This is a genomic window from Nocardioides sp. cx-173, assembly GCF_021117365.1.
In the GTDB taxonomy this organism is placed as follows: domain Bacteria; phylum Actinomycetota; class Actinomycetes; order Propionibacteriales; family Nocardioidaceae; genus Nocardioides.
This window is the reverse complement of the sequence record NZ_CP088262.1, coordinates 956,012-976,654: the sequence shown is the minus strand read 5'-3', so window position 1 is coordinate 976,654 and position 20,643 is coordinate 956,012. Positions and strand designations below refer to the sequence as shown.

The 20,643-nt window shown below is 69.1% G+C and carries 31 protein-coding genes; 3 read left to right on the top strand and 28 right to left on the bottom strand.

From position 1 onward, the window contains the following. Window positions 1-2: 2 nt before the first annotated feature. On the top strand, window positions 3-1,661 hold the full coding sequence (locus tag LQ940_RS04700) for an FAD-dependent oxidoreductase (protein WP_231243403.1): 1,659 nt from the start codon (window positions 3-5) through the stop codon (window positions 1,659-1,661). A gap of 13 nt (window positions 1,662-1,674) precedes the next feature. On the opposite strand, the gene LQ940_RS04695 is transcribed toward LQ940_RS04700, so the two are convergent. Further along, window positions 1,675-2,538, bottom strand: coding sequence for a carbohydrate kinase family protein (locus LQ940_RS04695; protein WP_231243402.1), 864 nt, complete (start codon window positions 2,536-2,538; stop codon window positions 1,675-1,677). Between the two features lie 50 nt (window positions 2,539-2,588). Here LQ940_RS04695 and LQ940_RS04690 point away from each other — a divergent pair, with 50 nt between their 5' ends. After that, the gene (locus LQ940_RS04690) at window positions 2,589-2,945 is read left to right on the top strand and encodes a GntR family transcriptional regulator (RefSeq protein WP_231243401.1); all 357 of its coding nucleotides are present in this window, start codon (window positions 2,589-2,591) and stop codon (window positions 2,943-2,945) included. Here LQ940_RS04690 and LQ940_RS04685 read toward each other — a convergent pair. Both LQ940_RS04685 and LQ940_RS04680 read right to left on the bottom strand, forming a co-directional pair. After that, on the bottom strand, window positions 2,942-4,216 hold the full coding sequence (locus tag LQ940_RS04685) for a hypothetical protein (RefSeq protein ID WP_231243400.1): 1,275 nt from the start codon (window positions 4,214-4,216) through the stop codon (window positions 2,942-2,944). The two genes, LQ940_RS04690 and LQ940_RS04685, sit on opposite strands and share 4 nt — an antisense overlap. Next, window positions 4,216-4,710, bottom strand: coding sequence for a SigE family RNA polymerase sigma factor (locus LQ940_RS04680; protein ID WP_231243399.1), 495 nt, complete (start codon window positions 4,708-4,710; stop codon window positions 4,216-4,218). The genes LQ940_RS04685 and LQ940_RS04680 overlap by 1 nt, the downstream gene beginning before the upstream one ends. 103 nt (window positions 4,711-4,813) lie before the next feature. Here LQ940_RS04680 and LQ940_RS04675 point away from each other — a divergent pair, with 103 nt between their 5' ends. Further along, window positions 4,814-5,779, top strand: coding sequence for a ketopantoate reductase family protein (locus LQ940_RS04675; protein WP_231243398.1), 966 nt, complete (start codon window positions 4,814-4,816; stop codon window positions 5,777-5,779). A gap of 90 nt (window positions 5,780-5,869) precedes the next feature. On the opposite strand, the gene rplQ is transcribed toward LQ940_RS04675, so the two are convergent. The 25 genes from rplQ to rplP all read right to left on the bottom strand — a co-directional run bounded on the left by rplQ (window position 5,870) and on the right by rplP (window position 20,643). Then, on the bottom strand, window positions 5,870-6,445 hold the full coding sequence (gene rplQ / locus LQ940_RS04670; protein ID WP_231243397.1) for a 50S ribosomal protein L17: 576 nt from the start codon (window positions 6,443-6,445) through the stop codon (window positions 5,870-5,872). Window positions 6,446-6,550: 105 nt separating this feature from the next. Then, window positions 6,551-7,564 (bottom strand): DNA-directed RNA polymerase subunit alpha, encoded by a 1,014-nt coding sequence (locus tag LQ940_RS04665; protein ID WP_231243396.1) that lies wholly within the window; start codon window positions 7,562-7,564, stop codon window positions 6,551-6,553. Between the two features lie 113 nt (window positions 7,565-7,677). Further along, window positions 7,678-8,286, bottom strand: a complete 609-nt coding sequence (gene rpsD, locus LQ940_RS04660; protein WP_231243395.1) for a 30S ribosomal protein S4 — start codon at window positions 8,284-8,286, stop codon at window positions 7,678-7,680. A gap of 28 nt (window positions 8,287-8,314) precedes the next feature. Then, the gene (gene rpsK, locus LQ940_RS04655) at window positions 8,315-8,719 is read right to left on the bottom strand and encodes a 30S ribosomal protein S11 (RefSeq protein ID WP_091025736.1); all 405 of its coding nucleotides are present in this window, start codon (window positions 8,717-8,719) and stop codon (window positions 8,315-8,317) included. A gap of 65 nt (window positions 8,720-8,784) precedes the next feature. Beyond that, window positions 8,785-9,159, bottom strand: coding sequence for a 30S ribosomal protein S13 (gene rpsM / locus LQ940_RS04650; RefSeq protein WP_231243394.1), 375 nt, complete (start codon window positions 9,157-9,159; stop codon window positions 8,785-8,787). Window positions 9,160-9,357: 198 nt separating this feature from the next. Beyond that, window positions 9,358-9,471 (bottom strand): 50S ribosomal protein L36, encoded by a 114-nt coding sequence (gene rpmJ / locus LQ940_RS04645; RefSeq protein ID WP_137756603.1) that lies wholly within the window; start codon window positions 9,469-9,471, stop codon window positions 9,358-9,360. A 32-nt stretch (window positions 9,472-9,503) separates the two neighbouring features. Further along, the gene (infA, locus tag LQ940_RS04640; RefSeq protein ID WP_026145687.1) at window positions 9,504-9,725 is read right to left on the bottom strand and encodes a translation initiation factor IF-1; all 222 of its coding nucleotides are present in this window, start codon (window positions 9,723-9,725) and stop codon (window positions 9,504-9,506) included. A gap of 246 nt (window positions 9,726-9,971) precedes the next feature. After that, window positions 9,972-11,006 carry an LLM class flavin-dependent oxidoreductase gene (locus LQ940_RS04635; protein WP_231243393.1) on the bottom strand — a complete coding sequence of 345 codons (1,035 nt, stop codon included), beginning with the start codon at window positions 11,004-11,006 and terminating at the stop codon, window positions 9,972-9,974. A gap of 72 nt (window positions 11,007-11,078) precedes the next feature. Beyond that, the gene (locus LQ940_RS04630) at window positions 11,079-12,071 is read right to left on the bottom strand and encodes a TerC family protein (RefSeq protein ID WP_231243392.1); all 993 of its coding nucleotides are present in this window, start codon (window positions 12,069-12,071) and stop codon (window positions 11,079-11,081) included. Window positions 12,072-12,370: 299 nt separating this feature from the next. After that, window positions 12,371-13,189 (bottom strand): type I methionyl aminopeptidase, encoded by an 819-nt coding sequence (map, locus tag LQ940_RS04625; RefSeq protein ID WP_269217233.1) that lies wholly within the window; start codon window positions 13,187-13,189, stop codon window positions 12,371-12,373. Between the two features lie 8 nt (window positions 13,190-13,197). Next, on the bottom strand, window positions 13,198-13,773 hold the full coding sequence (locus LQ940_RS04620; RefSeq protein WP_231243391.1) for an adenylate kinase: 576 nt from the start codon (window positions 13,771-13,773) through the stop codon (window positions 13,198-13,200). Between the two features lie 99 nt (window positions 13,774-13,872). Further along, window positions 13,873-15,171, bottom strand: a complete 1,299-nt coding sequence (gene secY / locus LQ940_RS04615; protein ID WP_231243390.1) for a preprotein translocase subunit SecY — start codon at window positions 15,169-15,171, stop codon at window positions 13,873-13,875. A 186-nt stretch (window positions 15,172-15,357) separates the two neighbouring features. Next, window positions 15,358-15,798, bottom strand: a complete 441-nt coding sequence (gene rplO, locus LQ940_RS04610) for a 50S ribosomal protein L15 (RefSeq protein ID WP_231243389.1) — start codon at window positions 15,796-15,798, stop codon at window positions 15,358-15,360. 4 nt (window positions 15,799-15,802) lie between these two features. Then, on the bottom strand, window positions 15,803-15,994 hold the full coding sequence (gene rpmD, locus LQ940_RS04605) for a 50S ribosomal protein L30 (RefSeq protein ID WP_231243388.1): 192 nt from the start codon (window positions 15,992-15,994) through the stop codon (window positions 15,803-15,805). Then, on the bottom strand, window positions 15,994-16,632 hold the full coding sequence (rpsE, locus tag LQ940_RS04600) for a 30S ribosomal protein S5 (RefSeq protein WP_231243387.1): 639 nt from the start codon (window positions 16,630-16,632) through the stop codon (window positions 15,994-15,996). The genes rpmD and rpsE overlap by 1 nt, the downstream gene beginning before the upstream one ends. A gap of 34 nt (window positions 16,633-16,666) precedes the next feature. Further along, a complete protein-coding gene (rplR, locus tag LQ940_RS04595) occupies window positions 16,667-17,050 on the bottom strand; it encodes a 50S ribosomal protein L18 (protein WP_231243386.1) in 384 nt (127 codons plus the stop codon). A gap of 1 nt (window position 17,051) precedes the next feature. Then, the gene (rplF, locus tag LQ940_RS04590; protein ID WP_231243385.1) at window positions 17,052-17,591 is read right to left on the bottom strand and encodes a 50S ribosomal protein L6; all 540 of its coding nucleotides are present in this window, start codon (window positions 17,589-17,591) and stop codon (window positions 17,052-17,054) included. 28 nt (window positions 17,592-17,619) lie between these two features. Further along, window positions 17,620-18,027: a 30S ribosomal protein S8 gene (gene rpsH / locus LQ940_RS04585; protein ID WP_091025724.1), complete on the bottom strand. Its 408-nt coding sequence runs from the start codon at window positions 18,025-18,027 to the stop codon at window positions 17,620-17,622. 73 nt (window positions 18,028-18,100) lie between these two features. Then, the gene (locus LQ940_RS04580) at window positions 18,101-18,286 is read right to left on the bottom strand and encodes a type Z 30S ribosomal protein S14 (protein WP_011757321.1); all 186 of its coding nucleotides are present in this window, start codon (window positions 18,284-18,286) and stop codon (window positions 18,101-18,103) included. Window position 18,287: 1 nt separating this feature from the next. After that, window positions 18,288-18,866 carry a 50S ribosomal protein L5 gene (rplE, locus tag LQ940_RS04575; protein WP_231243384.1) on the bottom strand — a complete coding sequence of 193 codons (579 nt, stop codon included), beginning with the start codon at window positions 18,864-18,866 and terminating at the stop codon, window positions 18,288-18,290. Next, the gene (gene rplX, locus LQ940_RS04570) at window positions 18,866-19,237 is read right to left on the bottom strand and encodes a 50S ribosomal protein L24 (RefSeq protein ID WP_231243383.1); all 372 of its coding nucleotides are present in this window, start codon (window positions 19,235-19,237) and stop codon (window positions 18,866-18,868) included. Before rplX ends, rplE begins: the two co-directional genes overlap by 1 nt. A 3-nt stretch (window positions 19,238-19,240) precedes the next feature. Further along, on the bottom strand, window positions 19,241-19,609 hold the full coding sequence (gene rplN / locus LQ940_RS04565) for a 50S ribosomal protein L14 (protein ID WP_231243382.1): 369 nt from the start codon (window positions 19,607-19,609) through the stop codon (window positions 19,241-19,243). 88 nt (window positions 19,610-19,697) lie between these two features. After that, window positions 19,698-19,982, bottom strand: coding sequence for a 30S ribosomal protein S17 (rpsQ, locus tag LQ940_RS04560; RefSeq protein WP_231243381.1), 285 nt, complete (start codon window positions 19,980-19,982; stop codon window positions 19,698-19,700). Then, window positions 19,979-20,224 (bottom strand): 50S ribosomal protein L29, encoded by a 246-nt coding sequence (gene rpmC, locus LQ940_RS04555; RefSeq protein WP_231243380.1) that lies wholly within the window; start codon window positions 20,222-20,224, stop codon window positions 19,979-19,981. Before rpmC ends, rpsQ begins: the two co-directional genes overlap by 4 nt. Then, on the bottom strand, window positions 20,224-20,643 hold the full coding sequence (gene rplP, locus LQ940_RS04550) for a 50S ribosomal protein L16 (protein WP_231243379.1): 420 nt from the start codon (window positions 20,641-20,643) through the stop codon (window positions 20,224-20,226). Before rplP ends, rpmC begins: the two co-directional genes overlap by 1 nt.

Here is a 20,643-nt window from a genome sequence, read left to right as displayed (position 1 = left end):
GCGTGCAGCCCGCCATCATCCTGGTCTCCCACGAGCACGCCGACTTCCTCCTCGACGAGTTCGGCCGCTACGCCCGCGACTACGACCTCCACACCGCGCGCTCCTGCGCACAGGCGCTGGAGGTCACCCGGACCGTCCGTGACGCAGGCGGTCAGGTCGCCCTCTTCGTCACCGACACCGAGCTCCCCGACGCCCATGTGCTGGAGGCCTTCCACGCGTGGCGGACCGTCGTACCCACCTCCCGGCGGATCATCGCGGCCCACTGGGACCACTTCCTGGAGCGCGCGCCCGCGCTGCGGTCCGCCATGGCCAAGGGCAAGTACGACGCCTACCTGCTGATGCCGCGCGGCGCCCGCGACGAGGAGTTCCACAACGCCGTGACCGAGCTGCTGTCCGACTGGGGCTCGACGGTCGCCAAGCCCGAGGTCGAGAGCGTGCGGGTCGTGGCCCCGGCGCAGGACCAGCTGACCGCGGCGATCCGCGACTACGCCGACCGCCTGGGGATGCCCTCGGGCTTCTACACCCCGGACACCGACATCGGGCGGGAGGCGGTCGCGCAGTGCGCCACGCCGGGCGGGCCGGCCTACCCGGTCGTGTCGACGCCGGGGCGCCCGCCGTTCGTCGCGACGTCGGTGCGCGACGTGGCGATCTCGATGTTCGGCGCCCCGGGCGACGTGCGGGTCGAGGGCGTCGTCGACGTCGCGATCGTCGGCGCCGGGCCGGCCGGTCTCGCCGCCGCGGTGTACGCCGCGTCCGAGGGGCTCACCACGGTGGTGCTCGAGTCGGAGGCGATCGGCGGCCAGGCCGGTACCAGCACGATGATCCGCAACTACCTCGGCTTCCCTCGCGGCATCTCCGGCATGCGACTGGCCCAGCGCGCGCGCAACCAGGCGCTGCGCTTCGGCACGCAGTTCTACACCGGCTGGGACGTCACCATGCTCGAGTCCCGCGACGACGGCATCCACGTGCTCAGCACCGGCGGCGGCGACGTCGAGGCGCGTACGGTCGTCGTCGCGACCGGCGTGGCCTACCGCAAGCTCGGCATCCCCTCGATCGAGGAGCACGAGGGCCTCGGCGTGTTCTACGGCAGCGCGATGAGCGCCTCGCGCGAGATGGAGGGCGGGCGGGCCGTCGTCGTGGGGGGCGGCAACTCGGCCGGCCAGGCCGCGATCCACCTCGCCCGCTTCGCCCAGTCGGTCACGATCCTGGTGCGACGAACCGACCTCACCGCGACGATGTCGCAGTACCTGATCGGCGAGATCGCCTACAACCCCCGCATCACCGTGCAGCCGTGCTCGGAGGTCGTCGACGGCGGCGGCGAGGGCCACCTGGAGTGGATCGACGTCCGGGACACGACCACCGGCCAGGTCACCCGGGAGGCCACCCAGGGCCTGTTCCTGCTGCTCGGCGCGGACCCGCACTGCGACTGGCTGCCGCCCCAGGTCGCGCGCGACCACCGCGGCTTCGTCCTCACCGGTCGCGACATCCCCACCGACCGCTGGGCCAGCGAGCTCCCGCCCGCCAACCTCGCGACCACGGTCCCCGGCATCTTCGCCGCCGGCGACATCCGCGCGGGATCCATGAAGCGGGTCGCGGCCGCCGCCGGAGAGGGCTCGTCGGTGGTCCCGCTGGTGCACGCCTACCTGGCGCCCGGCGACTGAGCCGGGCGGACGCTCAGCCCAGCTCGTGGCGGTACGGCGGGTCGGCGCCGGGGCGCGACACGGTGACGGCGGCGGCGCGCACCGCGTGGGCGAGCACCTCGGCCGGGTCGCGGTCGGCGTCGTCCCAGAGCGCGTCGAGGATCGCGGCGGAGAAGGTGTCCCCGGCTGCGATGGTGTCGGCGACCTCGACCCGCGGGGCCGCCACCTCGTGGACGCCGTCCGCGTCGACCCAGGTCGCGCCGTCGCCGCCCCGGGTGACGGCGACGGCGCGCGGACCGAGCGCGAGCAGGTGTGCGGCCGCGTCCCGTAGCGAGCGGCGGGGATACAGCGCCTCGAGGTCCTCGTCGCTGGCCTTGACCAGGTGGGACGCCGCCACCACCCGCTCCACGCGGTCGACGACCTTCGGACCGGTGCCGGTGATGGCGGGTCGGGCGTTGATGTCGTAGGTGACGGTCGGACCCCTCAGCCGGCCCAGCAGGTCGAGCACGTCGTCCGCCCCGGGCTCCAGCACGGCACCGATCGAGCACACGTGCACGAACCGGGGGTGCTCCTCGCCCACCGGGTTCAGCCGCCAGTCGAGATCGAAGACGTAGGACGCCGAGCCGTCCGCTGCGATCGTCGCCTGCGCCGACGACGTCCGCGTGACGGCGTACGGGTCGGTGGCGAGGACGACGCCGTCCCGCTCGAGGTGCGCGGCGACCGCCCGCCCGCGCTCGTCGTCGGCGAAGCTGGTCGCCAACCGCACCGGCCGTCCCAGCCGGGCCAGCGCCACGGCCACGTTGGCGGCGCTGCCGCCGGGCCGCTCGGTCCGGCTCCCGTCCGGCTCGAGGACCACGTCGACCAGGGACTCGCCGACCACCAGGGCGTAGGGGCTCACGCGCTCATGCCTACCACCCCGCCCACCATCTCCTGCGATACCTTCCCCGCATGCCGGACCTCGCCCTCGACCCGTCACTGCCCGAGCCGCCGTTCGAGCAGCTGCGCAGCCAGGTGGCCGCGCGCGCCGCGTCCGGGGACCTGCCGGCCGGCACTCGCCTGCCCACGGTCCGCGCGCTGGCCGCCGAGCTCGGGATCGCGGTCAACACCGTCGCCCGCGCCTACCGCGAGCTCGAGGCCGACGGCGTCATCGTCACCGAGGGCCGGCGCGGCACGTTCATCGCCGCCCCGGCGGCGCCGGCCGACGTCGGGGCGGCCGCGGCCGCACTGGCCGCGGCCGCCCGTCGCGCCGGCGTCACGCTCGCCCAGGCGCAGCGGCTCCTCGCCGACGCCTGGTCCTCGGACTAGTCGACCTGCTCGAACAGGACGATCAGCAGGCGGGCGTCGTCCGGGACGTCGCCCTCCACCCGCATCGTCGCCGTGTCGCTGCGGGCAGACAGCAGACCGATCACCGCCTCGCTCACCTCGCCGATCCCCTGGGAGCGGAGGCCCTCCCCGGTGACGCTGTGCTCCGTCACCACGGTCGCCCCACCCGCGGCGTGGTAGCCCACCGCCAGCACCGGGCGGGCCGGGTCGTCGTCGCCGGCCACGCTCACCGACCGGCCGCCCAGGTCCGACGGGACGTGCTCGGACGCCTGCCAGAGGTGCCCGTCGTACTCGATGAGCTCGGGGACGGGCAGGCCGGTGACCCGCTGCGAGACCCCCCGGTCGTAGACCCCCAGCCCGAGCACCACCTCGTCGGTGTCGAGTCGCGGGCCGTCCGGGCCGTCGGTCACCCACAGGCGCACTGTCACCTCGTCGCGGTCGTTGACGATGCTGATGCCGCCCCCGCCGGCGGGATCGAAGGGCGCCTCGTCCCCACAGCGGCCCCGGGTCACCTCGCCGCTGCCGTCGTCGACGTGCAGCGTGGCGTCCTGGGGCCCGCGGGCGCAGAAGTATCGGTAGTCGACCGCCTTCCCTTCGACAGCCTGCAGGCCGACCGACACCTCGGACTCCCCCGGCTCCCCGATCGTGGCGCCCAGGAGGAGGTTGCCTGCGACCTGCTTGCGGAAGGTGACCCCGTCACCCGACACACCGTCCGGCTCGTCGTTGGTGAGCTCGTAGACCGCCAGGCCGACCTCGTCGGAGCCGGTCCCGGCCACGGTCAGCAAGACCTCCTCGCCGGGGTCGACCCACACGTAGTCGGAGAAGTCGGGCACGGTGTAGCTCGTGACCTGCCGTCCCTCCGTGATCTCGACGTGGTCGTTGCTGTCGGAGGTGCCCCAGGAGACCAGCCGCGGCAGGTCCGAGGGCGCGAGGTCGATGGTCGCCGTCTCGTCACCGTCGACGCCCTCGCGGTACTCGAAGGTGTAGCCGAGCGCCCTCATCGTGGTCGGCACGTCGACGCCGGCGACGGACGCCGGTCCCGGGGTGGTCGGCGCGCCCCACTCGGGCAGCAGCGCCACGGCGCCTGCCGCCGCGAGGGTGAGCGCCACCCCTCCGGCGGCCGCGGCGCGCCGCTGCCGGCGCGCCGCGCCGATGCGGCGGCGCACGGAGCCGAGCCGTCCGTCGAGGTCGTGGTCCACGAGCTCGACGGCGTGCCGGTCGAGGGTCGAGCGGAGTTCGTCGATGCCGTTCATCACAGCGCCTTCCCGTCGGTGGTGGCGAGCGCGGGATCGATCCGCAGCTTCGCGAGGGCCTTGCTCAGCTGGCTCTTGACCGTGCCGACCGAGCAGTCCATCTGCTCGGCGGTCTGCGCCTCCGTGAGGTCCTCGAAATAGCGCAGCACGACCACGACGCGCTGTCGGCGCGGCAGCCGCTCCATCGCCTGCCACAGGTCGTGGCCCGCGCTGACCGCGTCGCTCGCGTCGGCGTGCCCTCGCTCGGGCAGCTCGTCGGTGGCGAGCTCGCCGTTCCACTTGCGCCGCCACCACGTCGCGTAGGTGTTGACCAGGATCCGGCGCACGTAGGGCTCGGGATTGCCGTCGATGCGGCTCCACGAGAACCAGGCCTTGCTCAGCGCCGTCTGCAGGAGGTCCTCGGCCAGCGCGTGGTCGTGGGTGAGGAGGTACGCCGTACGGAGCAGGCTCGTGGAGCGCGCGACGACGAACTCGTCGAAGTCGGCCGCGGCCACCCCACCACCCCGTTCCCCCCGCGGCCCCAGGTCGTGAGACTCAGCCTTCGTTGCTCTCATGTCCTGTCCTACCCGGTGGACCCTGCCAAAGGTTGCCTCCGGTATGAAGGTCGACATGCGCTACGTCGTGTACGGAACAGGTGCCGTGGGTGGGGTCATCGGAGGGAACCTGCACCTGGCGGGGGTCCCGGTCACGCTGGTGGCCCGCGGGGAGCACCTCGCGCGGATCCGGGCCGCCGGGCTGGTGCTGGACCGTGCCGACGGCCGCCACCGCGTCGACGCACCCACGGCCGAGACCGCCGCCAATGTCGCCTGGACCGACGACACCGTCGTGCTCCTGTGCGTGAAGGGGCACCAGACGCAGTCCGCCCTGGACGACCTGAGGGCCCACGCGCCGGCCGTCGTGACCATCGCGTGCGTCCAGAACGGGGTGGCCAACGAGCTCACCGTGCTGCGCCGCTACGCGGCGACGTACGGCGTGTGCGTGATGCTGCCCGCGACCCACCTGGAGCCGGGCGTCGTGGTGCAGAAGTGCTACCGCCCCGGGATCCTCGACCTGGGCCTGGCGGCCGGTGGGGTGGACGCCCGCGCCGAGGCGATCGCCGCCGACCTGCGCCGCGGCGGCTTCGAGTCGGTCCCCCGGCCCGACATCATGGCCTGGAAGCACCGCAAGCTGCTGATGAACCTCGGCAATGGCGTCGGCGCGGTGTGCACGCCGGGCCCGGCCGCCGACGACCTGGCGCGCCGCGCCCGCGAGGAGGGCGAGCAGGTGCTGCGGCTCGCCGGCGTCCCCGTGGTCACCGACGAGGAGGACCGCGAGCGCCGCGGCGACCTGCTGGCGCGTCGCCAGCAGCTGCCCGTCGGCGAGGGGGGCTCCACCTGGCAGAGCGTCGTGCGCGGCGGCCGCGGCGTGGAGATCGACTATCTCGCCGGCGAGATCGTGCTGCTCGGCCGGCTGCACGGCGTACCGACACCGGTCAACGAGGCGATCCAGCGCGCCACCCACGACCTGGTCCGCTCCGGTGGCGCTCCCCGCAGCGTCGACCCCGCCACCGTCCTCCCCACCTGAGCCCCACCACCGCCGACCCGTCACCAACTGCACGGAAATGACGCTGACCCGTCAGAAAGTTTCTGACGGGTCAGCGGTGAAGCGGTGGGATCAGGCCTTGGGGGCCTCGTCCTCGGTGGGCTCCTCCTCGGCGACGACGCTCTCCTCGGGCGACGCCTCCTCGGCGAGCTCGGTGGGCGCCTCGTCGGTGCCAGCCTCGTCGGTGCCCTCGTCGGTGGTGGTCTCGGTCTCCTCGACCGGGGCCTCCCCGACGGGGGTGGCCGACTTCGCCGGGGCGGACTTCGTCGCCTTCGGCGCGGTGGGCGAGTACGCCTCGGTCACGAGCTCGATGACCGCCATGGGGGCGTTGTCGCCCTTGCGGGGGTTGAGCTTGGTGATCCGGGTGTAGCCGCCCGGACGCTCGGCGAAGGTCGGCGCGATCTCGGTGAAGAGGGTGTGCACGACGCCCTTGTCGCGGATGGTCTTGAGGACCATGCGGCGGTTGTGGAGGTCGCCCTTCTTCGCCTTGGTGATCAGCTTCTCCGCGTGCGGGCGCAGCGCGCGGGCCTTGGCCTCGGTCGTGGTGATGCGGCCGTGCTGGAACAGCTGGGTCGCGAGGTTCGCCAGGATCAGGCGCTGGTGGGCCGGGCTGCCGCCGAGGCGGGGTCCCTTGGTGGGCTTGGGCATTGCTCTTCTTCTCGATTCTCCCCGGCCGTGTCAGGTACCGGGATAGAGGGCGGGTGCTGCTGAGACGCCGACCCGTCAGAAAGTTTCTGACGGGTCAGCGGTGGGTCAGTACTGCTCGTCCTCGACGAAGGCGTCGTCGTCGTCGCCGTACGCCGCCAGGGCAGCGTGCGGGTCGAAGCCGGGCGCGCTGTCCTTGAGGGACAGACCCATCTCGACCAGCTTGGCCTTGACCTCGTCGATGGACTTGGCGCCGAAGTTGCGGATGTCGAGCAGGTCCTGCTCCGAGCGCGAGATGAGCTCGCCCACGGTGTGGATGCCCTCGCGCTTGAGGCAGTTGTACGAGCGGACGGTCAGCTGCAGGTCCTCGACCGGGAGGGCGAGGTCGGCGGCCAGCTGCTCGTCGACGGGCGACGGGCCGATGTCGATGCCCTCGGCCTCGACGTTGAGCTCACGCGCCAGGCCGAACAGCTCGACCAGGGTCTTGCCGGCCGACGCGATGGCGTCGCGGGGCAGGATCGAGGGCTTGGTCTCGACGTCGATGACCAGCTTGTCGAAGTCGGTGCGCTGCTCGACACGGGTGGCCTCGACCTTGTAGGTCACCTTCAGCACGGGGCTGTAGATCGAGTCGACCGGCATGCGGCCGATCTCGTTGTCGGCGCCCTTGTTCTGGACCGCCGAGACGTAGCCGCGGCCGCGCTCGACGACCAGCTCCATCTCCAGCTTGCCCTTGTCGGACAGGGTGGCGATGACCAGGTCGGGGTTGTGCACCTCGACGCCGGCCGGGGGCGCGATGTCGGCGGCGGTGACGGCACCGGCGCCCGACTTGCGCAGGTACATGGTGACGGGCTCGTCGTGCTCCGAGGAGACGACCAGGCCCTTCAGGTTCAAGATGATCTCGGTGACGTCCTCCTTGACGCCCTCGATCGTCGAGAACTCGTGCAGGACGGTGTCGACCTTGATGCTCGTGACCGAGGCACCGGGGATCGAGGACAGGAGAGTGCGCCGGAGCGAGTTGCCGAGCGTGTAGCCGAAGCCCGGCTCCAGCGGCTCGATGACGAACCGCGAACGGAACTCGTCGACGGACTCTTCCGACAGTGAGGGACGCTGTGCGATGAGCACTGTTTCTTTCCTTTCCGGACCCACCCGCTATATGACGGACCCGAACATTTGCGTGTTGACGGCGGCGACGTACGTGCGATCGGTGGCCGGGCTGAGCCCGGCCACCGATGCGTTCACTTCTTGGAGTAGTACTCCACGATGAGCTGCTCCTGGATCGGCATGTCGATCTGCGCGCGCACGGGGACCTGGTGGACCAGGATCCGCATGCGGTCGGGCAGCGTCTGCAGCCAGGCCGGCACGATCCGCTCGCCGAAGGTCTCGCGGGCCACGATGAACGGCGTCATCTCGAGCGACTTCTCGCGCACGTCGATGATGTCGTAGGCCGAGACCTGGAAGGACGGGATGTCGACCTTCTTGCCGTTGACCAGGAAGTGTCCGTGCGACACCAGCTGGCGGGCGTGACGACGCGTGCGGGCGAACCCACCACGGTAGATCACGTTGTCCAGGCGGCACTCGAGGAGCTGCAGGAGGTTGTCACCGGTCTTGCCGGAGCGGCGCGAGGCCTCCTTGTAGTAGTTCAGGAACTGCTTCTCCATCACGCCGTAGGTGAAGCGAGCCTTCTGCTTCTCCTGCAGCTGGGAGCGGTACTCGCTCTCCTTGATCCGGGCGCGGCCGTGCTGGCCCGGAGGGTAGGGACGCTTCTCGAACGCTGCGTCGCCGCCGACGAGGTCGACACCGAGACGGCGCGACTTCCGGGTCATGGGTCCGGTGTAACGGGCCATGGGTCAGTCTCTCTTTCTCAGTCTCGGGTCAGACGCGCCGGCGCTTGGGCGGGCGGCAACCGTTGTGGGGGGTGGGCGTGACGTCCTGGATGGTGCCGACCTCGAGGCCGATGGCACCCAGCGACCGGATCGCCGTCTCGCGACCCGAGCCCGGGCCCTTGACGAAGACGTCGATCTTCTTCATGCCGTGGTCCATCGCGCGACGGCCAGCGGCCTCCGCGGCCATCTGCGCGGCGTACGGCGTGGACTTGCGCGAGCCCTTGAAGCCGACGGTGCCGGCAGAGGCCCACGAGATGACCGCACCCGTGGGGTCGGTGATCGTGACGATCGTGTTGTTGAACGTGCTCTTGATGTGGGCTTCGCCCTGAGCGATGTTCTTCTTCTCCTTGCGGCGGACCTTCTTGGCCCCGGCCGCACGAGCCTTGGGAGGCATGCAGTTACTCCTGTGTTAGCTGGTCTGTGAGTTGGGAAGGCAGCGAGGCGCGCGGACGCGACCGGTCACTTGGCCTTCTTCTTGCCGGCAACCGTGCGCTTCGGACCCTTGCGGGTGCGGGCGTTGGTCTTGGTGCGCTGACCGCGGACCGGGAGGCCCTGACGGTGGCGGCGACCCTGGTAGCTGCCGATCTCGATCTTGCGACGGATGTCGGCCTGGACCTCTCGACGGAGGTCGCCCTCGATCTTGAAGTTGCCCTCGATCGCGTCGCGGAGCTTGACCAGCTCTTCGTCACCCATCTGGTGCACGCGCAGGTTGGGGTCGACCCCGGTGAGTGCGAGCAGCTGCTGGGAACGGGTACGGCCGATGCCGTAGATGTAGGTGAGTGCGATCTCGATGCGCTTGTCGCGCGGGAGGTCGACACCAACAAGGCGTGCCATGTGATGGCCCTTTCTTGAAGGACGAGTGCCCTTCGGTGATTCACAGAGGTTTCGATCGTGACGCGCCCCCGCCTCTCGACGGGGCCCCGGCCTTCTGCTCCGGAGGTGGTTCGCCACCTCCCACGATGGTGCTGTGGTGCTGGGCTAAGCGTTCACGTTGATGGGTTCTTCAGTTGTCCAGCGGGGGTGAGCCGAGGCTCAGCCCTGGCGCTGCTTGTGGCGCGGGTTCGCGCAGATCACCATGACGCGTCCGTGGCGACGGATCACCTTGCACTTGTCACAGATCGGCTTGACGCTCGGGTTGACCTTCATGTCAGCCCTTTCTCGCTCGGTCGGCTGCTTGCTTACTTGTAGCGGTAGACGATGCGACCCCGGGTGAGGTCGTACGGCGAGAGCTCCACCACCACGCGGTCCTCGGGGAGGATCCGGATGTAGTGCTGGCGCATCTTGCCGCTGATGTGGGCGAGCACCTTGTGGCCGTTGCTCAGCTCGACGCGGAACATGGCGTTGGGGAGGGCCTCCGTAATGGTTCCCTCGAGCTCGATCACGCCTTCTTTCTTCGGCATGTCCTCCACAATCTGTTGTCTGGATGTCGCTTCGTGTCTCTACCGTCCGGCCCGGGAACCTCCGGTCGGGTGACCGGTGGACCTCGTAGGATCGTGCCTCGGAGCCTCAGACCGGGGCACGTCCGAGCCCCTCTTGCGAGAGTCACTGACACGTTCCGGGCAGCCGCGAGGCACCGCAGCACAGACCCACGTTGGGCCGACACGCCAGTTTACGAGATAACCACGTGGAAACACGAATCCGGCGGTCTACTTCGCCAGCAACCGGAGCGTCTCCTCGCGGGCAGGGCTCGAGGCGGAGTCGGTGCCGGCGACGGCACCCGCCACGGGGTTGACCATGACCTCGTCGACGTCGTAGGTCTGCGCGAGCTCCGTCACCCGGGCGCGGGCCTCCGCGGCTGCCCCGATGACCCAGCGCGCTGCCATGGCCTCCACCAGGGCGCGGTGGGCCTCGGGCACCCCGTCGCGCTCGGCCTCCTCGACCGTGCGCTGGGGGGTCAGCGGCTGGCCGGTGCGCAGGGCGACCATCTGCAGCAGCTGGGGCAGGGCGAGTCGCCGGGCCTCCTCTTCGGTCTCGGCCACGGCAGCGTTGACCGTCAGGAAGGTGCGCGGCTCGGCCAGCTCGGGCGAGGGGACGAAGCGGGAGCGGTACAGCGCGATCGCCTCGCGGGTGCCCTCGCCGGAGAAGTGGTGCGCGAACACGTACGGCATCCCCTTCTCCGCCGCCAGCCGGGCGGAGTAGTCCGAAGAGCCGAGCAGCCAGATCTGGGGCACGGACGTCGCGGTGGGCGTCGCGCGCAGCACGTGCCTGCGGCCCTGCACGGCCAGCCCGACCCCGCCGGGCTCCATCATGGCCAGCACGTTGTCGACGTACTCGGGGAAGAGCGACACCGCCTCGTCGCTCACTCCCCCGGCGCCGTGTCGCAGCGCCCAGGAGGTCACCGGGTCGGTCCCGGGCGCCCGGCCGATGCCCAGGTCGATCCGACCGGGGAACGCCGCCTCGAGGAGCGCGAACTGCTCGGCGACCACCAGCGGCGCGTGGTTGGGCAGCATCACCCCTCCGGAGCCGACCTTGATCCGCGAGGTGGCCGAGGCGACCATCGAGATCAGCACCGGTGGGTTCGTCGCGGCGACGGCGGGCATGTTGTGGTGCTCGGCGAGCCAGAAGCGGCGGTAGCCCGACTCGTCGGCGACGCGCGCCAGGGCCAGGGTCGCAGCGATCGCGTCCCCGGTCGTCTGGTCGCTGCGCACCGGCACCAGGTCGAGCACGGACAGGGCAGGCATGTTGGTCGACATCACCCTGGTCAACGTGCGGGCACGGCGGATCATTCCGCCCTGCCCGCCGCCGTCCGGAGGTCAGGCGGTGCGGCGCTCGGCCTCCGCGTTGCGCTTGTCCTTGACCAGGCTGGCCACCGCGGTGAGCACCAGCGTCACCAGGATCACCCCGAGGCTCAGCAGGGACGAGATCTCCGGGACGGAGACGTGCTCGCCGCCGTTGATGAACGGCAGCTCGTTCTCGTGCAGGGCGTGCAGCACGAGCTTGACGCCGATGAACGCGAGGATGAAGGACAGGCCCAGCGACAGGTAGACCAGGCGCTGGAGCAGCCCGCCGAGCAGGAAGTACAGCTGGCGAAGGCCCATCAGCGCGAAGACGTTGGCGGCGAAGACCAGGTACGGCTCCTGGGTGATGCCGAAGATCGCCGGGATCGAGTCCAGGGCGAACAGGATGTCGGTGCTGCCGAGCGCGATGATGACGATCAGCATCGGGGACACGACGCGCGCGCCGTTCTCGCGGTACCAGAGCTTCAGGCCGTGCCACTGGTCGCCGACGTTGAGGTGACTCTGCGCGAACTTCACCAGGGCGTTCTCCTCCGGGTGCTCGTCCTCATGGGAGCGATAGCTCTTCACCAGCGTGTAGGCGGTGTAGACGAGGAAGGCGCCGAACACGTAGAAGACGAACGAGAAGTTCTCGATGAGCTGGTAGCCCAGCGCGATGAAGATCGCCCGGAAGATCAGGGCCAGGATGATGCCCACCATCAGGGCTTCCTGCTGCAGCTCCCGCGGGACCTTCAGCGCCGCCATCAAGATGATGAACACGAACAGGTTGTCCATCGACAGGCTGTACTCGGTCAGCCAGCCGGCGAAGAACTCCACCCCGTAGTCGTGACCGTGGAAGAACAGCGTCCACACCCCGAACGCGACGGCCGCGCCGAGGTAGAAGGTCAGGGCCACCGCGCACTCGCGCATCGTGGGCTCGTGCGGATGACGGGCGATCACGACGACGTCGAACAGGAGCACGGCGACCGTGACACCGATCGTGATGGTCCATTCGAGGGTGGAAACGTCCACAGGTGGCTCCAGGGATGAGGGGACAGGGAAAGCCCAGAGGTCTCTTCCGCCGCTCGCAAGCGACCCACGGCCCCGGACCGCGCCGAGACGCAGGTCGTGCTGACGACACCGCAGCGAAAGGAATACTCCCCTCCTACGTACCCCATCCTCCCACGCCACAGACAACCCCGCGAACCCGCCCGCCACCACGGACCGGGGAGTCTCCGACTGATGACCCGTCGCCGACTCACGCCAACGCCCGCTGACCCGTCACAAACTTTCTGACGGGTCAGCGGTGATTGCGTGCAGTTGGTGACGGGTCAGCGACCGCCGAAGGGGACACCGAGCTGGCGCAGCATCTCCTCGCCGCCGTCGAGGGCGGTCAGGACCCAGGTGCCGCGGTCGGTCAGGGTGAAGGTGTGCTCGAAGTGGGCGGCCCAGCTGCCGTCGGCCGTCACGACGGTCCAGTCGTCGTCGAGCAGCACGCTCTCCTTGGTCCCGAGGGTCACCATGGGCTCGACTGCGAGCGCGAGGCCCTCGACCAGCTTGGCGCCCCGGCCGGCCCGACCGTAGTTGGGTACGTCGGGGGGCTGGTGCATCTGGCTGCCGATCCCGTGGCCGGTGTAGTCCTCGAGGATGCCGTAGGCGCCGGCGGAGCGGATGTGCTGCTCGACGGCGTGGGAGATGTCGGTGACGCGGCCGCCCGGGCGCGCGGCCGCGATCCCGCGCCACATCGCCTCCTCGGTCACCCGCATGAGCGCGCTGAGGTCGTCGGTGACCGGGCCGACGGCGACGGTGACGGCGGCGTCACCGTGCCACCCGTCGACGATGGCGCCGCAGTCGATGGAGACCAGGTCGCCCTCGGCGAGCACCCGTGGCCCCGGGATGCCGTGGACGACCTCGTCGTTCACGGAGGCGCAGATGCTCGCCGGGAAGCCCTGGTAGCCCTGGAAGGACGGCACGGCGCCGGAGGAGCGGATGTGGTCCTCCGCGATCGCGTCCAGCTCCGCGGTGGTGATACCGGCGCGGACGCTGGCGCGCATCAGCTCGAGCGTGGCGCCCACCACGAGGCCGGCACGACGCATCGCGTCGATCTGGTCCGGCGACTTGATCTCGATGCCGCGGTCGAACAGTCCCACGAGCGTGGTCAGCTCTGGGGGATCTCGTCCAGGGCGTCGAAGATCCGCTGCGTGACCTCGCTGACCTCACCCATGCCGTTGAGCTCGATCAGGATGCCGCGGCCGCGGTAGACCTCGATCAGCGGCTCGGTCTGCTCGACGTAGAGCTCCTGGCGCTTGCGGATGACGTCCTCGGTGTCGTCCGCGCGGCCCTCGACCTTGGCGCGCTGCAGCAGCCGCTGCACGATCTCGTCCTGGTCCACGGTCAGCACGACGACGGCGTCGAGCTCATGGCCGGTGAACTTGATCATCCCGTCGAGCTCCTCGACCTGCGAGAGCGTGCGCGGGTAGCCGTCCAGCAAGAAGCCGGACACCGCGTCCGCCTCGTCGATCCGGTTGCGAACCATCAGGTTGGTGACCTCGTCAGGGACGTAGTCCCCGGCATCCATGTACTGCTTGGCCTTCAGGCCCAGCTCGGTGCCCTGGCTGACGTTGGCCCGGAAGATGTCACCCGTGGAGATGGCGGGGATCTTGAAGTGGTCGGCGACGAACTTCGCCTGGGTGCCCTTGCCGGCGCCCGGGGGGCCCATCATGATGAGTCGCATAACCGGCGGATCTCCTTGTCGTGGCCTGGTGCTGGCATTTTCTCATGCCGCAGGGTGCAGGTGCGCGGCGCGTCGGTGCGGATGCCCCGAGGCGGGCCCCTACCGCAGGAATCCCTCGTAGTTGCGCTGCTGCAGCTGGCTCTCGATCTGCTTCACGGTGTCGAGGGCGACCCCGACCATGATCAGGATCGACGTGCCGCCGAACGGGAAGTTCTGGCTGGCGTCGATGAGTACCAGTGCGATGAGCGGGATCAACGAGATCAGGCCCAGGTAGAGGGCGCCCGGCAGGGTGATGCGGGCCAGGACGTAGGACAGGTAGTCCTCGGTCGGCTTCCCGGCACGGATGCCCGGGATGAAGCCGCCGTACTTCTTCATGTTGTCGGCCACCTCGGTGGGGTTGAAGGTGATCGACACGTAGAAGTAGGTGAAGAAGACGATGAGCGCGAAGAACGTCGCCATGTAGAGCGGGTGACCGCCCGTGACGAAGTACTTGCTGACGAACTTGACCCACTCGGACTGGCTGTTCTGGTTGAACTGCACAGCCATCGCGGGCAGGTAGAGCAGCGACGAGGCGAAGATGACCGGGATGATGCCGGCCTGGTTCACCTTGAGCGGGATGTAGGTCGAGCTGCCGCCGAACATCTTGCGGCCCACCATGCGGCGTGCGTACTGGACCGGGATCCGGCGTTGTGCCTGCTCGATGAAGATAACCGCGGCCACCACCACGAGCCCGACGGCGATCACGATCCCGAAGATCCACCAGCCCTGGCTGATCTTGACCTGCCACAGGGCGGCCGGGAAGGTCGCCACGACCTGGCAGAAGATCAGGATGGACATGCCGTTGCCGACGCCGCGGTCGGTGATGAGCTCGCCGAGCCACATGATGACGGCCGTGCCGGCGGTCATGGTGATGACCATGACCAGGAAGGTCTGGGTGTCCTCATTGTGCAGCAGCGGTTCGGGGCAGCCCTGGAGCAGGTTGCGCGAGCGGGCCAGGGCCACGATGCCGGTCGCCTGGAGCAGCGCGAGACCGAGGGTCAGGTAGCGCGTGTACTGCGTGATCTTCGTCTGACCCGACTGCCCCTCCTTCTTCAGCGCCTCGAGCCGTGGGATGACCACGACGAGCAGCTGGAGGATGATGCTGGCGGTGATGTACGGCATGATCCCCAGCGCGAAGATCGTCAGCTGCAGGAGCGCGCCACCGGAGAACAGGTTGATCAGGTTGTAGACGCCCTGGCTGTTCTCGTCGTTGCCGAGGCAGTCCTGAACGTTGCCGAAGTCGACGCCGGGGGCGGGGATCTGGGAACCGGCCCGGAAGATCACGATGACCAGCAGGACGAACAGCAGCTTGCGCCGCAGGTCGGGGGTTCGGAAAGCGTTCACGAACGCGCTGAGCACGACATCCTCTTTCTCCAAGCTGGTGGCGGCCCCCGTGTCCTCGACCGGCGCACCGTGTGAGGTGTGCCAGGGCCCGTGGAAGCCTAACAGGCACCCCGGTGGGTCCTGCTCCGCGCACGAGGGGCGCCACCCCGGCTCCCGGAGGAGTGGAGGGAGGCGCCCCTGCGTGTCGCGAGGTGGAGCGGGTCAGACCAGGGTGGCAGTGCCGCCCGCGGCCTCGATCTTGTCCTTGGCCGAGGCGGAGAAGGCGTTGGCGCTCACCTCGACCTTGACCGAGATGTCGCCCTGGCCGAGGACCTTGACCGGCTGGCCCTTGCGGACCGCGCCGCGGTCGACGAGCTGGTCGACGGTGACGGTGCCACCCTCGGGGAAGAGCTCGTTGATCCGGTCGAGGTTGACGACCTGGAACTCCACCTTGAACGGGTTCTTGAACCCCTTCAGCTTGGGGAGCCGCATGTGGATCGGCATCTGGCCACCCTCGAAGGCGGCCGGGACCTGGTAGCGGGCCTTGGTGCCCTTGGTGCCACGACCCGAGGTCTTGCCCTTGGAGCCCTCACCGCGACCCACACGGGTCTTGGCCTTCTTGGCGCCGGGGGCCGGGCGCAGGTGATGAAGCTTGAGCGTCATAGCGTCACTCGCCTCCGTCGATTCGCTCGACCGTCACCAGGTGACGGACGGTGTGGACCATGCCCCGGATCTCCGGGCGGTCTTCCTTGACGACCGTGTCGCCGATCCGCTTGAGACCGAGGGTACGCAGGGTCTCGCGCTGGTTCGCCTTGCAGCCGATCGTGGACTTCTTCTGCTGGACCTTGAGCTGTGCCATCAGGACCTCCCCGCCGCCGCGACGTCGGCCGCCTGGGCGATGCCCTCGGCCTTGGCGCGCAGCAGGGCCGCCGGAGCGACGTCCTCGACCGCGAGGCCACGACGTGCGGCCACGGCCTCGGGCTCCTCGAGCATCCGCAGGGCCTCGACCGTCGCGTGCACGATGTTGATCTGGTTCGACGACCCCAGCGACTTGCTGAGCACGTCGTGGATGCCGGCGCACTCGAGCACCGCACGCACCGGGCCACCGGCGATGACGCCGGTACCGGGAGAGGCGGGGCGCAAGAAGACCACACCGGCCGCCTTCTCGCCCTGGACCGGGTGCGGGATCGTCCCCTGGATGCGGGGGACGCGGAAGAAGGCCTTCTTGGCCTCCTCGACGCCCTTCGCGATCGCCGCGGGGACCTCCTTGGCCTTGCCGTAGCCGACGCCGACCATGCCGTCACCGTCGCCGACGATCACGAGGGCGGTGAAGCTGAAGCGACGACCACCCTTCACGACCTTGGCGACACGGTTGATCGCGACGACGCGCTCGATGTAGGTGTTCTTGTCGGCACCCTGGCCACGACCACCGTCGCGTCCGCCTCGGCCACCGCCCTGGCGCTCGCCGCCGCGCTGTCCGCGCTGGGCTCCGCTCATGAGTCTTTCCTCTTCTCTTGCTTGTAGCTGGCCATCAGAAGGTCAAGCCTCCAGCGCGAGCACCGTCGGCGAGGGCCGCGATGCGTCCGTGGTACTTGTTCCCGGCGCGGTCGAAGACCACTCCGTCGACACCGGCAGCCTTGGCGCGCTCGGCAACGAGCTCGCCCACCTTCTTGGCCTTGGCAGTCTTGTCACCGTCGAACGAGCGCAGGTCGCCCTCCATGGTGGAGGCGTACGCCAGCGTCTTGCCGACCAGGTCGTCCACGACCTGCACGGTGATGTGCTTCGACGAACGCGTGACGACCAGGCGCGGGCGCTCGGCGGTACCGGAGATGCGCTTGCGCCCCCGGACCTGCCGACGCAGCCGCGACTTGGTGCGCGTGGCGGTGTGCTTGTTGTGCTTCAGGGAGATCGCCATGTCACTTACCAGCCTTTCCGACCTTGCGGCGGATCTGCTCGCCGGCGTAACGAACACCCTTGCCCTTGTAGGGCTCGGGCTTGCGGAGCTTGCGGATGTTGGCCGCGACCTCTCCGACGAGCTGCTTGTCGATTCCGGCCACGCCCAGCTTGGTCTGGCTCTCGACGTTGAACGTGATGCCCGCGGGGGCATCGAACACGATCACGTGCGAGTAGCCGAGCTGGAACTCCAGCTGCGTGGGGCCCTTCGACAGGACGCGGTAACCCACGCCCACGATCTCGAGCTTCTTCTCGTAGCCCTCGGTGACGCCCTGGACCATGTTGGCGATCAGGGTGCGCGTCAGGCCGTGCAGAGAACGGCTCTCACGCTCGTCGTTGGGGCGCTTGACGTCCAGGACGCCGTCGTTGCGCTCGACCGTGATCGGCGCGGCGACGGTGTGCGACAGGGTGCCCTTCGGGCCCTTGACGGTCACCAGGGAGTCGTTGATGGCCACGTCCACGCCGGACGGGACCGGGATGGGGAGCTTGCCAATGCGCGACATGCTGTTGTACTCCTTCTCGGTCTCGTCGTTACCAGACGTAGGCGAGGACTTCCCCACCCACGCCCTTCTGGTTTGCCTGGCGGTCGGTCAGCAGGCCCTGGCTGGTCGAGATGATCGCGACGCCCAGGCCGCCGAGCACCTTCGGGAGGCCCGTGTGCTTGGCGTAGACCCGCAGACCGGGCTTGCTGATGCGGCGGACGCCGGCGATCGAGCGCTCGCGGTTGCGGCCGTACTTGAGCGTGATGGTGAGCGTGCGGCCGACCTCCCCCTCGGCGGGCTCCTTCACGTCGAACGACGTGATGTAGCCCTCCTGCTTGAGGATCTCGGCGACGCCCTGCTTGAGCTTGCTGTAGGGCATGGTCACCGCGTCGTGGTACGCCTGGTTGGCGTTGCGCAGACGGGTCAGCATGTCTGCGATCGGGTCAGTCATCGTCATGGCCGGATGGCCCTTTCTTCCTGTGGTTTCCCACCGACATCTTCGGCAGGACCTTCAGCGGTTGTGGGTGGTGTTACCAGGAGGACTTGGTGACGCCGGGCAGCTCGCCGCGGTGCGCCATCTCGCGCAGGCAGATCCGGCACAGGCCGAACTTGCGGTAGACGGCCTTGGGGCGGCCACAGCGCTGGCAGCGGGTGTAGCCCCGCACCGCGAACTTCGGCTTGCGGGCGGCCTTGACCTTGAGCGCGGTCTTTGCCATGTCAGTTCTCCTTGAAGGGGAAGCCGAGCTGCTTGAGCAGCGCGCGGCCTTCCTCGTCGTTGGTGGCGGTGGTGACGATCGTGATGTCCATGCCCCGCTGACGGTCGACCTTGTCCTGGTCGATCTCGTGGAACATGACCTGCTCGGTCAGGCCGAACGTGTAGTTGCCCTTGCCGTCGAACTGCTTGGGCGACAGGCCGCGGAAGTCACGGATGCGCGGGAGCGCCAGCGACAGGAGGCGGTCCAGGAACTCCCACATCCGGTCGCCGCGCAGCGTGGTGTGCGCACCGATCGGCATGCCCTCGCGGAGCTTGAACTGCGCGATGGACTTGCGGGCCTTGGTCACCAGCGGCTTCTGGCCGGTGATCGCGGTGAGGTCCTTGACGGCGCCTTCGATCAGCTTCGAGTCGCGAGCCGCCTCGCCGACACCCATGTTGACCACGATCTTGGTCAGGCCGGGCACCTGCATGACGTTCTTGATCTCGAACTCCGACTGCAGCGCGGGAAGGATCTCCTCGCGGTAGCGGGTCTTGAGACGGGGCGTGACCTTCTCGGTCGCCTCGGTCGTTTCGGTGCTCATCAGATTTCCTTGCCGGTCTTGCGCGAGATGCGGACGCTGCGCGTCGAGGAGTACGTCGACCCGTCCGGGCGGCGCTTGGTGACCTCGTCGCGGCGGAAGCCGATCCGGGTCACGCCGTCGCCCTCGACGAGCATGACGTTGGAGACGTGGATCGGGGCCTCGGTCGTGATGATCCCGCCGGTGGTGCCGGCGCGACCGCCTTGGTTGACGACCTTGGTGTGCTTCTTGATCCGGTTGACACCCTCGACGATCACCCGCTGCTCCTCACGGAGCACCTTGATGATCTTGCCCTCGGCGCCCTTGTCCTTGCCGGCGATCACCTTGACGGTGTCGCCCTTCTTCAGGTTCACGGTCTTCTTGTCCTTGGCCATGACTCAGAGCACCTCCGGCGCCAGCGAGATGATCTTCATGAACTTCTTGTCGCGCAGCTCGCGGCCCACGGGGCCGAAGATGCGGGTGCCGCGGGGCTCGCCGTCGGCCTTGAGGATGACGGCGGCGTTCTCGTCGAAGCGGATGTAGGAACCGTCGGGACGACGGCGCTCCTTGACGGTGCGAACGATGACTGCCTTGACGACGTCACCCTTCTTCACGTTGCCACCGGGGATCGCGTCCTTCACGGTGGCGACGATGACGTCGCCGATACCCGCGTAGCGTCGACCCGAGCCTCCGAGCACACGGATGCAAAGGATCTCCTTCGCACCGGTGTTGTCGGCGACCTTGAGTCGCGACTCCTGCTGGATCATCAGTCTCTCCTTGTCGAGCCGGTTCTCGCCGCCTGGGCGGCGAGCCTTGCCGAACGGTTGTCAGTTGCGGGCCAGAGGGCCCGGAGGGTTACTTGGCCTTCTCGAGGATCTTGACGACGCGCCAGCGCTTGGTGGCCGACAGCGGGCGCGTCTCCATGATGAGGACGCGGTCGCCGATGCCGCACTCGTTGGCCTCGTCGTGCGCCTTGAGCTTGCTCGTACGGCGCAGGACCTTGCCGTACAGCGCGTGCTTGACGCGGTCCTCGACGGACACGACCACGGTCTTGTCCATCTTGTCGCTGACGACCAGGCCCTCACGGGTCTTGCGCGCGTTGCGCTCCGCCGTCGTGGCGGTCGTGGGCTGCTCGCTCATGCGGACGCCTCTTCCTTGTCAGATCCCGGGGTGGACCGGATGCCGAGCTCGCGCTCGCGCACCACGGTGTAGATCCGGGCGATGTCCTTCTTGACCGTGTTGAGCCGGCCGTGGCTCTCCAGCTGGCCGGTGGCCGCCTGGAAGCGCAGGTTGAACAGCTCTTCCTTGCACTCGCGGAGCCTCGCCTCGAGGTCGACCGCGTTGAGCTCGTCGAGCTCGTGGGCCTTCAGTCCCTGAGCCATCAGAATTCACCCGCCTCTCGCGAGATGAACCGGCACTTCATCGGCAGCTTGTGCATCGCGCGGCGCATGGCCTCGCGAGCGGTCACCTCATCGACGCCGGAAAGTTCGAACATGACACGGCCGGGCTTCACGTTGGCGATCCACCACTCCGGGGAGCCCTTACCGGAGCCCATGCGGGTCTCGGCCGGCTTCTTGGTCAGCGGGCGGTCGGGGTAGATGTTGATCCACACCTTGCCGCCTCGCTTGATGTGACGGGTCATCGCGATACGAGCCGACTCGATCTGCCGGTTGGTCACGTAGTGACCCTCGATCGCCTGGATCCCGAACTCGCCGAACGCGAGGGTGGTGCCGCCCTTGGCCGCACCACGCCGGTTGGGGTGGTGCTGCTTGCGGTGCTTGACACGACGGGGCATCAACAT

Excerpts from the sequence above, each read along its gene's own strand:
- rpmC (WP_231243380.1), bottom strand. The coding sequence starts at position 20,224 with ATGGCTCAGGGACTGAAGGCCCACGAGCTCGACGAGCTCAACGCGGTC.
- LQ940_RS04675 (WP_231243398.1), top strand. The coding sequence starts at position 4,814 with ATGAAGGTCGACATGCGCTACGTCGTGTACGGAACAGGTGCCGTGGGT.
- rplQ (WP_231243397.1), bottom strand. The coding sequence starts at position 6,445 with ATGCCCAAGCCCACCAAGGGACCCCGCCTCGGCGGCAGCCCGGCCCAC.
- infA (WP_026145687.1), bottom strand. The coding sequence starts at position 9,725 with ATGCCGAAGAAAGAAGGCGTGATCGAGCTCGAGGGAACCATTACGGAG.
- rplO (WP_231243389.1), bottom strand. The coding sequence starts at position 15,798 with ATGACGCTCAAGCTTCATCACCTGCGCCCGGCCCCCGGCGCCAAGAAG.
- rpsQ (WP_231243381.1), bottom strand. The coding sequence starts at position 19,982 with ATGAGCGAGCAGCCCACGACCGCCACGACGGCGGAGCGCAACGCGCGC.
- rplF (WP_231243385.1), bottom strand. The coding sequence starts at position 17,591 with ATGTCGCGCATTGGCAAGCTCCCCATCCCGGTCCCGTCCGGCGTGGAC.
- LQ940_RS04685 (WP_231243400.1), bottom strand. The coding sequence starts at position 4,216 with ATGAACGGCATCGACGAACTCCGCTCGACCCTCGACCGGCACGCCGTC.
- rpsE (WP_231243387.1), bottom strand. The coding sequence starts at position 16,632 with ATGAGCGGAGCCCAGCGCGGACAGCGCGGCGGCGAGCGCCAGGGCGGT.
- rplX (WP_231243383.1), bottom strand. The coding sequence starts at position 19,237 with ATGGCCAAGGACAAGAAGACCGTGAACCTGAAGAAGGGCGACACCGTC.
- LQ940_RS04620 (WP_231243391.1), bottom strand. The coding sequence starts at position 13,773 with ATGCGACTCATCATGATGGGCCCCCCGGGCGCCGGCAAGGGCACCCAG.
- rpsK (WP_091025736.1), bottom strand. The coding sequence starts at position 8,719 with ATGCCTCCCAAGGCTCGTGCGGCCGGGGCCAAGAAGGTCCGCCGCAAG.
- LQ940_RS04690 (WP_231243401.1), top strand. The coding sequence starts at position 2,589 with ATGCCGGACCTCGCCCTCGACCCGTCACTGCCCGAGCCGCCGTTCGAG.
- rpmD (WP_231243388.1), bottom strand. The coding sequence starts at position 15,994 with ATGGCACAGCTCAAGGTCCAGCAGAAGAAGTCCACGATCGGCTGCAAG.
- rplN (WP_231243382.1), bottom strand. The coding sequence starts at position 19,609 with ATGATCCAGCAGGAGTCGCGACTCAAGGTCGCCGACAACACCGGTGCG.
- rpmJ (WP_137756603.1), bottom strand. The coding sequence starts at position 9,471 with ATGAAGGTCAACCCGAGCGTCAAGCCGATCTGTGACAAGTGCAAGGTG.
- rpsD (WP_231243395.1), bottom strand. The coding sequence starts at position 8,286 with ATGGCCCGTTACACCGGACCCATGACCCGGAAGTCGCGCCGTCTCGGT.
- LQ940_RS04580 (WP_011757321.1), bottom strand. The coding sequence starts at position 18,286 with ATGGCAAAGACCGCGCTCAAGGTCAAGGCCGCCCGCAAGCCGAAGTTC.
- rplE (WP_231243384.1), bottom strand. The coding sequence starts at position 18,866 with ATGAGCACCGAAACGACCGAGGCGACCGAGAAGGTCACGCCCCGTCTC.
- rplR (WP_231243386.1), bottom strand. The coding sequence starts at position 17,050 with ATGGCGATCTCCCTGAAGCACAACAAGCACACCGCCACGCGCACCAAG.
- rplP (WP_231243379.1), bottom strand. The coding sequence starts at position 20,643 with ATGTTGATGCCCCGTCGTGTCAAGCACCGCAAGCAGCACCACCCCAAC.
- rpsM (WP_231243394.1), bottom strand. The coding sequence starts at position 9,159 with ATGGCACGCCTTGTTGGTGTCGACCTCCCGCGCGACAAGCGCATCGAG.
- LQ940_RS04635 (WP_231243393.1), bottom strand. The coding sequence starts at position 11,006 with ATGCCTGCCCTGTCCGTGCTCGACCTGGTGCCGGTGCGCAGCGACCAG.
- rpsH (WP_091025724.1), bottom strand. The coding sequence starts at position 18,027 with ATGACGATGACTGACCCGATCGCAGACATGCTGACCCGTCTGCGCAAC.